Raw genomic sequence first — 12,850 nt, 5'->3', positions numbered from 1 at the left:
CATCATGGGCAGGTTTAAGCCAACTTAAGGAAGTGTCGTCGAAGGAAGTCAAATAGCAGCGCGCGTCCGAACTGCGTGAGAAGGCGACGAATAAGTTCAAATCGCGCACACGCAACCACCGATACCGACGTTCGCTTGAAGTCGCGATTTGACAAGGTGCTCCCTGCATCCCGCACGCAGTGATCATCTTCTAGGTTGTTGATTTTCTCGGGAGGGCCGGCCGCGAACGGATTGACGACCGTCACGGAGTGGGCGGGGTAACGGGTCTCGGCGGCGGCGGCCCGCCCACCCGCGGGGGCGAGAACGCCGGCAGCAGAACCGAGCGCATCCTGCCAGGTTGTCCGCCCGCGAGTCGTCCTCGCATTTTGTCAGACCGAATTCGCTCGACGTCGTCACATGGCAACGGCGGTAGCGTCGTATCTGTACATCCAGTCATATCGCTCCCCCGCAGACGGTCTTCCGCCCACTCGCGCTCCACATAGGCCTGCGCCGTCGCCGGATCTCCCAGCAACGGGTTGTGAAAGCGTTTCGTGTTGTCGGCCGATCCGTTGACGACGCGGGATGTGCGTTCGTACCTCGCCGATTCATAGGCGCGGAATGCCGCGGCAACGTCCATGCCGTGCGCCTCGAGCGCTCGAGACAGGATGTAGCCGTCCTCGATCGCCATGACGGCGCCTTGTGCGAGGAACGGCAGTGTCGGATGGCAGGCGTCGCCGAGCAGCGTGACGCGACCCACCGACCACGACGGAAGAGGACGGCGCAGTTTCAATGCCCAGAGATACGGCTGGGGAATGGCTGCGATGAGCGTCTGTACGTCTTCATGCCATCCAGCGAAGTCGGCGAGCATGTCCGCATGCGAACCCGGCGTCGTCCAGGACTCTTCGTGCCAGTCCTCGCGTTCGACCACGCCCACGAAGTTCATCAGCGTTCCGCGCCGCAAGGGATACTGCACGACGTGTCGGCCAGGCCCGACCCAGTTCGACGAGACCGAACGTGCCAGGCGGGGCGGCAGGTCCGCCATCGGGATGACGCCGCGCCATGCAACGAGACCCGTGAATTCGGCGTTGTCCGGGCCATGCAGTCCTGCACGGATCACGGAGTGGATCCCGTCGGCGCCAATCAGCGCGTCGCCTTCGGCGGTGCTGCCGTCATCGAACCGCAGGATTACGCGCGCTCCTACGGTCTCGCATCCGACAGCCCTATGTCCCAGACGAAGCGCGCCGGGGACAGCCGTCGTCACCGCATCCGACAGGACACCCAGCAGGTCCGGCCGGAACATCGTGACGTAGGGGTGACCATAGGTTTGCACCGACACGGCGCCGAGATCGAAAGCGGTCCATGCTTGGCCGGTATTCCACATCCGAATTTCACGCCGCTCCGGATGCGCGGCCGCTTCCATGACGCGGGTAGCGAGGCCGAGTTCGTGAAAGACAAGCATGCCGTTGGCGCTGATCTGCACACCAGCTCCGATCTCCTGAAGGATCGGGGCCTGCTCGTAAATCTCGACCTCGAAGCCGCGCTTGATGAGGGAAAGCGCCGCCGTCAGCCCGCCTATGCCGCCGCCGGCTACGATGATTTTGGGCTTTCCGGCATTTTCCACAGCTTGCTACCCTTTCTTATGGATGCCAGCAGGACCGTCGCCAAAAACAGCCGTTCCTCCTAAGCCAGCTTTTGACTCAAGGTCGACATGGGCAAGAAAAAGCCCCGGAGAGTCTCGTTCAAGCTATTCTGAAGTGATCTGGGCATCCTTGACTACTTTGGCCCAGCGCAGGCGATCCCTGGCGATCAGTTCTGCAAGGCGTTCAGGCGCGCCGCCTTGAGCGATCAAGCCTTGCTTGTCGAGTACGGCCCGAACGCCAGGCTGCGCCAGTATCTCATTGAAAACCGCATTGTAGCGGTCAACGATGGCTTTCGGCGTATCGACCGGGGCAAGAACGCCATACCACAGATCGACGTCGAAATCGGTTACGCCAAGTTCGGCCAGCGATGCCGGAAAGGTGGATCACGGCTTCGACACCGCCACGGCAAAAGAACTGCAAGCCCGATTGAAGCCGCTGATCCGCAAGACAAAAGCCCTAGCCCTACACCAAACGGATCGCCCACAAGGTCATCTGGGTCGAGCCAGAGCTTTTGGCGCAGATCGAGTACCGTGCGAAGTCGGCGGAGGGCAAGGTACGGCAGCCATTCTTCAAGGGCATCCGAGAAGACTTATGAACTTGGGACACGTCGTCCGAAACTTCGCCATCGCGATTGGCATCACATTCTTCGCGGCGGTTGGCTCTATCTTGCGATACAGTTTTTCGCGTCGCTGCTTTAGGCGCTTTACGCGGCCTGTTAGGCGGCCTGTCTTATTGGGACGCACGCGGTGTGACGGATTTTCCCGGCCTCGGTGAAGATGGCATTCTACAACGCACGAAAGATGCTCACGCGCATTGCCGCTACGACTTAGGAGAGAAAATTCCCGCGTCCCGTCTCCTCGCGCGCTTCCTTATCGTTGCGCACCCGGTCGGTACGTAGGGTCTCGGTGGCCATTCCAGAAGCTCGACACTTGTTTTAGTAAAGACGATGCCTGCCGCGCTCAGTTCAGTCATCAAGGCGGATACTGTCGATGCCTGCGGTTCGCGTTTGCAGCTTTCGAAATCAGCGATAATCACACGACGAACACTGACACCTTCTGCCAAATAAGATTGAGACCAACCAAGAAGTGCGCGTGCGCCCCTTACCTGCGCAGCGAGTTTCGGAAAATCATGCATGCCTACTCCAAAAAAACAGTATGGAGAGCGTCCAAAAGTGGAGGGTGTTAATTCGATAACATTCGATTTTTTATTGTTTGCTTCCTATTACCGTCAACCAAGATCAGGTTGTGAGGGGATTGCCTGCAAACTGTGCGGGATGAAGACTTGCGCGAACCCCGTATTCCTACGGAGTTTTTTGCCGGAATGGCGACGATTTCAAGTCCGCCGCATTCCCTTGGTCAGCCCCCTTAATGAACTGTCTCGCAGCAAGCCTTCCGACGTGATGCCCGGTATTCAACATCGGCATCGAACATCGGCTCCACCCACGTCGCGTGGGCTTCAACTTGGCTCCGGTTAACCTGACTTCGGGCTGACCACTTATTGTGAAAGTTTTAACAGTCCGTCTGTACACTTTTCAATCGCGGCCCCCCAAAAGGCGCACCGCGCGTTTATTGCATAAGGGGGTTTTCGTCGCCGTTCGTCATTCATTTTTAGTTTCGACGATTTGATTAGATGGAACAGCGCAAGGCACATCGTGTCGTATTCGAGCGCGGGTTCGCCGCGAACATGATGGCGATCGACGGTACGTGGCAGCGTCCGTGTACAATGCAGGATGTATCGGAGACGGGCGCTAGACTTTCCGTCGGCGGTTCGATTGAAGGTCTTCCGCTGAAAGAATTCTTTCTTGTGCTCTCGACGGTGGGGAAAGCATACCGGCGTTGCCAACTAGCTTGGGTCAACGGCGATCAAGTTGGCGTCCGCTTCATTAAAGCGGCCGACATAAAGAAGAAGTCTCAGCAGCCGGTGCCTTGAACTCCGGCACAGCAAGCAGTCGGCCGGGCTTTGTGGACGGACCGCATTATAGGCTCAAGATGGCACGCTTTGAGCAAAAGGACCGTTCCTCGGTGCAATTTGAGCGCCAAGCAGCGCCGTGCGAGATTTTCCGTCTGGTCCAGCCCCGTGGCGTTGGGCAAGCATCAACTATGATTTTCCGCGTGCATGCCCACGTTGACGATCACATATTCAAAGCCACCGCCAAAACGGCTAGGGACGCTTTTGCAAAAGCGGTCGAATGGCATGTCGTCGGGAGGCTAATAGGCATCTCGATCAGCGATGGCACCAGGAGCTATTCGATCGCCGAGTTTGCCTCGGTGATGGCACTTGCGGAGATTGCGAACATCAAGGCTTCAGCCGAGCAACACGACGCGAACAGATGAACGCAGACAGCGCCAGTCGCAATTGTTGAGTAGCCAAATTCCCGAGGTTTGACGCATACGGCTCGCCTGATCATCCGCTGGCTGTGGTGTCGCTCAGATCGGATCGCGATCGTATTGCCGCCCAGCGACGTAACGTGCGTGGAGGATCTATCGCGAGAGGGTACGGGCTAATAAGTCAGGACAAGCAGACGTTGCACAATCGCGCCTAAGCAAACGAGCACCACCAGCAACTTGAGAAGGTTTGCCAATCGGCCGTCGGGAGCAAACCTGTCGATAGCCCAAAAAACAGATTGCGCCCACGACCACAATGATCAGAACGCCAATTAGGACTGAAATGATCGCCATGGGTTATCCTCGGACTTGCTGCTGCCGGGCGAGCATCCCGAGGCACCGGCCGGACGTCAAGATCAAGTCGCGCTAGTTTCGTTGAATTGACACTACAAATTCGGGAGCTCCCGCTGGCTGGCTCCTGCCATCAGTCATCCATCAGCGTGCCGATAAGCTTTAGTAGCGCCTGGTGCTCCGGGCCACTTGCTCCGTCTCGGCGGAATTTGCCGATGTCCGTGTAGGAGATCTGTCCGCTAGAGCTCACGTTTGGCTCGTGTTTCACGATCGGCAACTTCGACGCCGGATCGCACGTCAACAGCCAAGCGTCGCCATTGCTGCTTTGGTACAAAAGTCGTTCGCGCATACCAATCTAACCGAGATCGCGCCGCGCGGTTCCTGATTTGACATAGCAACGTCGTGTTGAGCTGTCGCAAGCGGCGGATCGGCGATCTTGGTCACCCGCCTTCCAATTCCTTGGCCTCCTCCCCGGCTAACCCAAGCTCCTGCAACAGATGAGATCGAACCATGTCGCGACCGCCGAACGGGTCCGATTGGCTGGGACTGAAATACTTGTTGGCCCAGTCATGCGCGTTCCTGATTTTTTCTTGGTAGTCGGCATCATCGAAGGCGAACAACAGGGCGTGCACCTCGCGCAAGATCTCTTCATCAGAAATGGTGCCTTTCCGGATCCGGTCCTCAAGGCCCTCGATCTGTTGGTGTGTTTTCATGCTTGACCTCCTTCACGCTCGATCTCACTCAGCCCCGCCCTAACCCCAGCATCGATCTCCGATAACACCATGCTTACTTGGATGGGGAACCGCGCCGCAACAAAACGTTCTCCTGTTGGCGGTTCGGACGGAGAAACACTTACACTCCCAGAACAAACTCTCGGGAACGTCCTCCGAAGGAAACGTCATAGACAAACTAGCTCCAAGGAACCAACTACTTGAAACCCAACCGGAAATTTCCGGGCCACACGGATCTTGCGCCGCTAGGGAGCGGGGCCTGCGCGGTTCGGGGCCCCCTTCCCCGGACAAGTCTTGAGCATTGCCCTCTATGCGGATCGGTTAGTCCAGAACCACCGGATTGAGAGCTGCCAGCCGTCGCCGGGAGACAAGATGGAACGGTCACTGTTGGCGCCCGTTACAACGGTTCAAGCCCAGGGAGGAACTCCCCCATGCTAAGGATCGCTTGTCGTAGCAACAGCCGCAGCGGCGCAGACAACCGCCCCGCTTGCCAGTCTGGCAAAGGCTGAAGCCGTCCAAGATGGCCCAAGGCGTCGATGTTCAGATCGGACGGGATCGGGATGACCGCTACCGCTATGACCGCGACACCACCGTCGGCGTCGCACCGACGGCTCGTGACGTTGCAGGTGTCATTCGATCGATCGATTACTCGTTTATGGCGGCCCTTCACCGGTGGGGTGCGGTCGAGGACCGCCAAAGGCTCTATCCAATTTTTTCGACATGGCGCAATTGGGCGACGGAAACGTTCCTGCATGCCTACTGCAAAGTCGTCAGAGAGTCAGGCCTATGGCCTGATGACGATGCAGCAAACGGAGTGCTCAGGTTCTTCCTACTTGAGGAGGCAATCTATGAGGTCGAGTACGAAATGTCTTATCGGCCTGAGTGGCTCGGAGTTCCGCCCGGCGGGATAGCCAAGGATATTGGAAGGCCTTTGAAGCCATGACCAAGCTACCCGCCGAGGCCTACGCGATCATCGAAGGCAAGCATTCCGATCCCTTTCACTATCTCGGCCTGCACAGCGAGAGCGGCCAGAACGTGGTGCGCGCCTTCCTGCCTGAAGCTTCCAACGTGGAAGCGATTGGCGACCATGGCGAGCCGGCGCCGCTTCAGCGCATCCACGACGCCGGATTGTTTGCCGGCGCGCTGCCGAACGGCTCGACGAAATACCACTTGCGCGCCCGCTTCGACGACAATGTCGTCGATCTCGACGATCCCTATCGCTTTCCGCCTGTATTGAGCGACTTCGATCTCTATCTGCTGGGCGAAGGCACCCATCTGCGGATCTACGACAAGCTCGGCGCGCATCCGATGACGCTGGAGGGCGTGGAGGGCGTGGCGTTCGTGGTGCTGGCGCCGAATGCCGAGGGCGTCAGCGTGGCCGGCGATTTCAACTACTGGAACGCGCGGCGGCATCCGATGCGGGTGCGCGGCGTTGGCTATTGGGAGCTGTTCGTGCCCCATGCCCGCGCCGGCGACCGCTACAAGTTCGATATAATCGGCCCCGACGGCCGGCACCTGCCGCTGAAATCCGATCCGGTGGCCTTTGCCGCCGAGATGCGCCCCAGCACGGCATCTGTTGTCGTCGATGAAAGTCGGATTCCGCATCCGCGCGCGGCGCCGTCGGGCATGAACGCACTGGGTGCGCCGATCTCGATCTACGAGGTTCATCTCGGCTCATGGCGGCGCAAGAACGGCAATGAATGGCTGAGCTATCGCGACCTCGCCGAACAGCTCCCGGCCTATGCTAAGGACCTCGGCTTCACACATATCGAGTTTCTTCCCGTCAGCGAGCATCCGTTCGACGGTTCCTGGGGCTATCAGCCGACAGGCCTCTACGCCCCCACCAGCCGGTTCGGCACGCCGGAGGATTTTTCCACACTCGTCGACGCCTGCCATCGCGAGGGGCTCGCCGTGTGGCTCGACTGGGTACCCGGACATTTCCCTGATGACCCGCACGGCCTCGGCTATTTCGACGGCACCGCGCTCTACGAGCACGCCAATCCACTGCAGGGCCGCCATCTCGACTGGGGCACGCTTATCTACAATTACGGCCGCACCGAGGTGGCCAATTTCCTGATCTCCAACGCGCTGTTCTGGCTCGACCGTTACGGTATTGACGGCCTGCGCGTCGATGCCGTCGCCTCGATGCTCTATCTCGACTACAGCCGGCCCGCCGGGGAATGGATCCCGAACCAGTATGGCGGACGTGAGAATCTCGAAGCCATCGACTTCCTGCGCCGCTTCAACATCGAACTGTTCGGACAATTTCCGCGGGCCACCACGGCCGCGGAGGAATCCACCGCGTGGCCGCAGGTCTCGCGGCCGGTCGAATTTGGCGGGCTCGGCTTCGGCTTCAAATGGAACATGGGCTGGATGCACGACACGCTGAATTATATCGGCAAGGACCCGATATATCGGAAGCACCACCACGGCGACATCCTGTTCGGCCTGCATTACGCGTTTTCGGAAAACTTTGTCCTGCCGCTGTCCCACGACGAAGTGGTGCACGGCAAACGCTCGATTCTCGGGCGCATGCCCGGCGACGAGTGGCACCGCTTTGCCAATCTGCGTGCCTATTACAGCTTCATGTTCGGCCATCCCGGCAAGAAGCTGATGTTCATGGGCTGCGAGTTCGGCCAGGAACGCGAATGGGACCACGATCATTCGCTGGACTGGCACCTGCTGGCGCAACAGAAGCATGTCGGTATCCAGAACTTGATCCGCGATCTCAACCGCCTCTATCGCAGCGTGCCGGCGCTGTACGAGATGGACTGTAACCAAGCCGGCTTCGAATGGTTGATTGATGATGCGAACAAGAATGTCTTTGCGTGGATGCGCAAAGGTGACCAACCCCGATCACGGTGTCTCGTAATTGTCAACTTCTCGCCAAACGTCTACCGCCACTATCGCATCCGCGTGCCTTTCCATGGCAGATGGATCGAAATATTCAACTCGGACTCGGCGTCTTATGGTGGCAGTAACGTGGGAAACGGCGGCGAAATACACGCGCCTGATGAAATTGTCCCCAGGCTCACTTTAACTCTGCCGCCCTTGGCGGCGCTCTTCATCGTCCCGGAGCAGAGTTTCTAAAGCGCCTGGCATCCTTCGCCATAACTTTGGGATCTAGCACGGTAATGGGCCTTGGCGACTGTATTTATAATTGGAGGCGGACTATCGGGGTTGACGGCTGCCGTCTACCTGGCGGGGTATCACCGCCATGTCGCGATATTCGACGATGGAGCAAGCCGCGCAGCCTGGATTGTCCTTGCCCAAGCGGCCCTTGGGTGCTGGGTTTTCTTTTGAACCCTTTAGGCAGGGCTCAGACATACCTATGCTGGGGATCTGAGGGCCGAGTAGTTTGAGCGGCGCCACCTAACGAAGATATTCCGTTAGGTCGGCGGTGTTACGTTTGAAATCGACCTCTAGCTGACGGCCCTAAGCCTTCTATCCCTTGCCATCGGCTGAAAACCCAGCCCCCGGGCAGGGTTGGAAGGGCTCCAAAAATCTCGCGAATGTCGAATGTTGATGATCTCAGCCGCTGCAAGGCTCCGCAGATTCGATGCGAGCGTCGGTGGTCGCTTTTGCGTTAATCGTTGTGGTCCCTCACATCGCAGCGCGTGAAATGCACGAGCGATCCCTGAGAATTTTCAGTCATCAACCAGAAGGGACTTTTTCAACACAGGATGCCAAGCTTAACCAAGTCTTAGCGGTAGTTGTGCCGATCATCTGGTGGGCTCTTGCAAAAACCGAGGAGAGCAGTCTCCCATGCTCAAAGACGGCACATATGCGGCGTGGTTCAAGACCCCACTGGGCCAGGGCACCGGCATCGCCCATGTTGCGAACGGGAAAATCTGGGGTCGCGATAGCATCATGACCTACAGCGGCACTTGCGAGGTCGATGGCGATCGGTTCACCGCGATCGTAACGACCAAGAGACATACCGACGGACAGCCCACGGTTTTTGGCGGCGGCGATGAACTCAAGCTGACCCTTGAGGGAACGTGCCGCGGCAAGATCGCTCGTTACGTTGCCACGGCTGAGCAGTTTCCGGGCGTGGTCCTTGAGGGAACGCTCATTCACATCGAAGAGCAGCAAGCCGCGCCAGAGCCGAGCAGGCCGCCGCCAAGATTTGACCCCGCGAAACTTCCGAAACTGCCGAAGCGCTCCCGCTGAATAGACATGCCGTTCTGAGGCAGTCCTTCCGGATGCGCAACCTAAAAGCGCACGCATCCCCACTCTGTACGATTAACCAAACATTAACGGCGCTTGGTTCCGCAGAAAATGTCCAAGAGTGAACTTAAATCGACGAGCAATCGCGCGCGGTCGCCAGCCGGTGATCCTTTAGATCAGTCCCAAGACTATGAAAGCCGCGATCTCGATCAGGACTGCGGTTCCCAATGTCGCGACGGCAAGGAAGGCGTCGCCTAGAGATAAGAGCATGGCTCGCCTCCCAGATTTGCGAGGCCCCGCAGCCTGAGATCAATTCACCTCGATAAAAAAGGTTGCGGTTCCGAAGGCGGCTCACAAACTCAGCTGGCGCAAAGGAGGTCCGGAACGTCCGGAAGGGATCTGCGTTTTATCGGAGAGCGGATGGAATTCCCGCGCCGACGGGGACAGTCCCAACAAAAGCCATGCGGTGTAACGCCCGCGTGGCTTTTGTGATTTTAGTCGGGGGCTCTTAGACCCGGCGAGCTAAGCCATTCCTGCATACGCGCGGCCGTCTCAAGTTGGCGGGCCTTACGAAGCAGGCGTTCGCGCTCAATGCCCGTCGGAGTTCTTCGTGCTTCCTGACGGAGACGTCCTGCCTCTCTCAGGAGACGCTCTGCATCTTCCAGCAGTCTTTTCTTGAGAGGATCATCGGGACCGTCACGCTCGCCCATGCGCTTGCTCCATCCATTTAAGGGTGCGTGGAGCGGAATTGCGGTCTTATCACCGATGATTGCCAGAGATCGTGTGGTGATAATTTCAACGCTGGAGCGGGTGGTTTGTTCGGGATTGAGTTCCGTATAGAGAGCAGCGGTGACCGCGCGGCGGAGGACTTAGAGGACTTACATGGGTCGATGCGGTTTGCGCGAAGCGATGTCCGCGTCCATACCCATAACAATCAGCACGGCGGCACTAGCGGCCCCCGCCAACAGGATAAGGACGACAGTTCACGGATAAATCATGGCCGCCATCCGATGCCGGCTGATTGTCTCTTCTTGCCAACTGGCAAGACTGACCATTGTTCCCTGGCATTGCGCTAGCCAGCTCGAAGGAATTGTCCGATTTCGATCAGGGACGTAAGTCCCCAGAGCTGACGTTCGGCTTGTGCTCCACCATCGCGACACCCGACTGCGGATCGCGGACCAGCCGCCGGAGATCACCGCTGGCGCTTTCGTAGAGAACTCTTGTCATGCCTTTCGACCAAATGATGTTCGAGGGGGCCGCAGAGTGTCTTGAGATACGATGCCTGCGCGCCCGTCATCGGATCATCGCCAGACACCCAGTCATCTGGGTCCTTTGCAGGTTGCCGATTGGCTCCGTTTCGGACTACTCAGGTAACACTCCTGGCTTAAGCGCCCAGCTGATGAACGCAGTCTTGGCTGCAGCATGTGAGCGACCAATCCGTTCGAAGCACCGGAGCAAGAGGATCGAGGACTGACTTGTAGCGACAGGTCCAGCGACAGGTCGCAATATTCGATTGCCTCTTGAGGTCACTCAATGCGTCGCCAAAAACCAGGACGAATTGTCCTGAAGCTCTAACCGAGCAGTCCCTAAATAGTTCCCTCCGCGAGGGACGAGCGAGCAGCCAGGAACTAATCGGGCACGTACGGCATTCGTACGTAAGTCTCGGTGTGGCCGCGTCCTCAGCATCCCATGAACGCTTTTGTAAACGCTTCCGTAAAGCAGGCTTTTCATATCGAGGAGATCTTCCCCTCCATTGACTGCGGCCGCTTTGCGGTCAAGCGGATCGTGGGCGAGACTGTTGAGGTCTGGGCAGACATCTATCGCGACGGTCACGATGTCGTTGCGGCCGACTTGATATGGCGCCGCGAGCCTGAATCCGATTGGCAACGGACTCCCATGACCCACCACGGCAACGACCGCTGGGTGGGAGCCTTCGTGCCTGAGAAGACCGGCCGCTACAGCTGCGCAATCGAGGCGTGGACCGACGAATTCGCCACCTGGCGACATGGCTTTGAACAGAAACGGAAAGCCAACGTGGCGACCGAGCTTGACGCCATGGAAGGGGCTTCCCTGCTTGCCCGCGCCGTTAGCGGCGGTCAGGAAACTACCGCGAAGCTGGCCCGTGCATGCGAAACCTTCTTACAATCGGGCAAGTGCGAGGTCCTGCTCTCCGATGACCTCAAAAAGGCGATGGCTGAAGGGCAAGAGCGTACGGATCTGACCCGATCGAAGCCACTTACACTCATGGTGGATAGGCCCCAGGCTCGCTACAGCTCTTGGTACGAGATGGTGCCGCGCAGCCAGAGTCCTCGCCCCGGACAGCACGGCACGTGGAACGACTGCATTGATCGTCTTCCTGACATCCAGGCCATGGGCTTCGATGTCGTTTATCTGACGCCCATCCACCCGATTGGGCGCACGAACCGCAAGGGACGCAACAATGCTCTCAGGGCGGCCGACGGTGACCCGGGCAGCTTTTACGCGATTGGCTCACATGAGGGTGGACACGACGCTATCCATCCGCAGCTTGGAAGCCTTGATGAATTTCGGCGGTTTGTTGCGGCATGCTGCGCCGCGGGCATGGAGGTCGCACTCGACTTCGCTATTCAATGCTCACCGGATCACCCTTGGTTGAAGCAGCATCCGGAGTGGTTTAAGCGCCGCCCAGACGGCTCGATAAAATACGCGGAGAACCCCCCAAAAAAATACGAAGACATCGTGAATGTTGATTTCGATTCGAAGGATGCCAAAGGCTTGTATCGTGCGTTGCGCGATGTCGTGCTGTTCTGGGTGTCGCAAGGCGTTAAAATCTTTCGCGTTGATAACCCGCACACCAAGCCGTTTCGCTTTTGGGAGTGGTTGATCAAGGAGGTGCAAGCGCGCGATCCCGACGTGTTGTTCCTGTCTGAGGCATTCACCAGGCCCAAGGTGATGAAGGGGCTCGCCAAGCTCGGCTTCACGCAGTCCTACACGTACTTTACGTGGCGAACGGAGAGATGGGAAATCGAGCAGTATGTAAGCGAGCTCGCCGGCTACCCCGAGCGAGAATTCTTTCGCCCCAATTTCTTCGTTAGCACGCCTGATATCCTGCCGTTCCATCTTCAACGCGGCGAACCATGGATCTTCAAGGCGCGGCTTGCGCTGGCTGCGACGTTATCGAGCAACTACGGCATCTATAACGGTTTTGAACTGCTCGAGCATGAGCCGATACCAGGCCGCGAGGAGTATCTTAATTCCGAAAAATACGAGTTAAAATCCCGCGACTGGGACAAGCCCGGTAACATCAAGTCCTACATCGCCCAAATCAATCGTATCCGGCGCGAAAACGCAGCGCTGCAACAGACCTCCGCGATCCGCTTCCTGCCGGTGGAGGACCCCTCAGTCACTGCGTACGTCAAGCATTCTGCCGATCAGACAAACGTCGTCGTAACCGTCATCGCGTTGACAGGTGGTTTCCACGAATTCTGGCTCCCGCTCGGAGATGTGCAGGTGCGGCTAGGCAATGGCGACTTGAAGCCCGTGACCGCGCTCGAAAATCTCAAAACCGGTCCGACCTCTCCTGTGACTTACGGCGGTATGCGCCTTTGGATCGATCCCATGCATGATCCCGTGCTTATTTTCCGATGCTCGGGTTAGCGAAGATGGGCGCCCCCGG

General features: G+C 58.2%; 11 protein-coding genes and 1 pseudogene. 8 read left to right on the top strand and 4 right to left on the bottom strand.

All coding sequences use genetic code 11. From position 1 onward, the window contains the following. Positions 1-241: 241 nt before the first annotated feature. A complete protein-coding gene (locus V1290_RS26535) occupies positions 242-1,600 on the bottom strand; it encodes an FAD-dependent monooxygenase (RefSeq protein ID WP_334367097.1) in 1,359 nt (452 codons plus the stop codon). 123 nt (positions 1,601-1,723) lie between these two features. Beyond that, complete coding sequence (locus V1290_RS36585; protein WP_442895076.1) at positions 1,724-1,984, bottom strand: tripartite tricarboxylate transporter substrate-binding protein; 261 nt, start codon at positions 1,982-1,984, stop codon at positions 1,724-1,726. A gap of 4 nt (positions 1,985-1,988) precedes the next feature. Between V1290_RS36585 and V1290_RS26530 the strand changes: the two are divergent. From V1290_RS26530 to V1290_RS26520, 3 genes and pseudogenes are all read left to right on the top strand, one after another. Continuing rightward, positions 1,989-2,214: pseudogene (locus V1290_RS26530) on the top strand (ATP dependent DNA ligase); the annotation flags it as partial. Between the two features lie 1,034 nt (positions 2,215-3,248). Next, positions 3,249-3,548, top strand: a complete 300-nt coding sequence (locus V1290_RS26525; protein WP_334367096.1) for a PilZ domain-containing protein — start codon at positions 3,249-3,251, stop codon at positions 3,546-3,548. Beyond that, complete coding sequence (locus V1290_RS26520; protein ID WP_334367095.1) at positions 3,545-3,952, top strand: hypothetical protein; 408 nt, start codon at positions 3,545-3,547, stop codon at positions 3,950-3,952. Before V1290_RS26525 ends, V1290_RS26520 begins: the two co-directional genes overlap by 4 nt. 782 nt (positions 3,953-4,734) lie before the next feature. Here the strand turns inward: V1290_RS26520 and V1290_RS26515 are convergent. After that, positions 4,735-5,007, bottom strand: a complete 273-nt coding sequence (locus V1290_RS26515; protein ID WP_334367094.1) for a hypothetical protein — start codon at positions 5,005-5,007, stop codon at positions 4,735-4,737. 538 nt (positions 5,008-5,545) lie between these two features. Between V1290_RS26515 and V1290_RS26510 the strand changes: the two genes are divergently transcribed. The 4 genes from V1290_RS26510 (at position 5,546) to V1290_RS26495 (ending at position 9,198) form a co-directional block, all read left to right on the top strand. After that, on the top strand, positions 5,546-5,968 hold the full coding sequence (locus V1290_RS26510; protein ID WP_334367093.1) for a hypothetical protein: 423 nt from the start codon (positions 5,546-5,548) through the stop codon (positions 5,966-5,968). Then, positions 5,965-8,115: a 1,4-alpha-glucan branching protein GlgB gene (glgB, locus tag V1290_RS26505; protein ID WP_334367092.1), complete on the top strand. Its 2,151-nt coding sequence runs from the start codon at positions 5,965-5,967 to the stop codon at positions 8,113-8,115. Before V1290_RS26510 ends, glgB begins: the two co-directional genes overlap by 4 nt. 51 nt (positions 8,116-8,166) lie before the next feature. Beyond that, complete coding sequence (locus V1290_RS26500) at positions 8,167-8,328, top strand: NAD(P)-binding protein (protein WP_334367091.1); 162 nt, start codon at positions 8,167-8,169, stop codon at positions 8,326-8,328. Positions 8,329-8,790: 462 nt separating this feature from the next. Next, positions 8,791-9,198 carry a hypothetical protein gene (locus V1290_RS26495; RefSeq protein ID WP_334367090.1) on the top strand — a complete coding sequence of 136 codons (408 nt, stop codon included), beginning with the start codon at positions 8,791-8,793 and terminating at the stop codon, positions 9,196-9,198. A gap of 1,189 nt (positions 9,199-10,387) precedes the next feature. Here V1290_RS26495 and V1290_RS36580 read toward each other — a convergent pair. After that, positions 10,388-10,510, bottom strand: a complete 123-nt coding sequence (locus tag V1290_RS36580) for a DUF3072 domain-containing protein (protein ID WP_442895014.1) — start codon at positions 10,508-10,510, stop codon at positions 10,388-10,390. A 374-nt stretch (positions 10,511-10,884) separates the two neighbouring features. Here V1290_RS36580 and V1290_RS26485 point away from each other — a divergent pair, with 374 nt between their 5' ends. Continuing rightward, on the top strand, positions 10,885-12,831 hold the full coding sequence (locus V1290_RS26485; protein ID WP_334367089.1) for an alpha-1,4-glucan--maltose-1-phosphate maltosyltransferase: 1,947 nt from the start codon (positions 10,885-10,887) through the stop codon (positions 12,829-12,831). Positions 12,832-12,850 lie beyond the last annotated feature (19 nt).

It is taken from the genome of Bradyrhizobium sp. AZCC 1578, assembly GCF_036924675.1.
Lineage (GTDB): Bacteria > Pseudomonadota > Alphaproteobacteria > Rhizobiales > Xanthobacteraceae > Bradyrhizobium.
Note: the sequence above shows the minus strand (reverse complement) of the source record. Positions and strands in the feature narration are given on the sequence as shown.

What these genes read in the sequence shown, in the direction of transcription:
- V1290_RS26525 (WP_334367096.1), top strand. Translation starts at nt 3,249, where the DNA reads ATGGAACAGCGCAAGGCACATCGTGTCGTATTCGAGCGCGGGTTCGCC.
- V1290_RS26515 (WP_334367094.1), bottom strand. Translation starts at nt 5,007, where the DNA reads ATGAAAACACACCAACAGATCGAGGGCCTTGAGGACCGGATCCGGAAA.
- V1290_RS26510 (WP_334367093.1), top strand. Translation starts at nt 5,546, where the DNA reads ATGGCCCAAGGCGTCGATGTTCAGATCGGACGGGATCGGGATGACCGC.
- glgB (WP_334367092.1), top strand. Translation starts at nt 5,965, where the DNA reads ATGACCAAGCTACCCGCCGAGGCCTACGCGATCATCGAAGGCAAGCAT.
- V1290_RS26495 (WP_334367090.1), top strand. Translation starts at nt 8,791, where the DNA reads ATGCTCAAAGACGGCACATATGCGGCGTGGTTCAAGACCCCACTGGGC.
- V1290_RS26485 (WP_334367089.1), top strand. Translation starts at nt 10,885, where the DNA reads ATGAACGCTTTTGTAAACGCTTCCGTAAAGCAGGCTTTTCATATCGAG.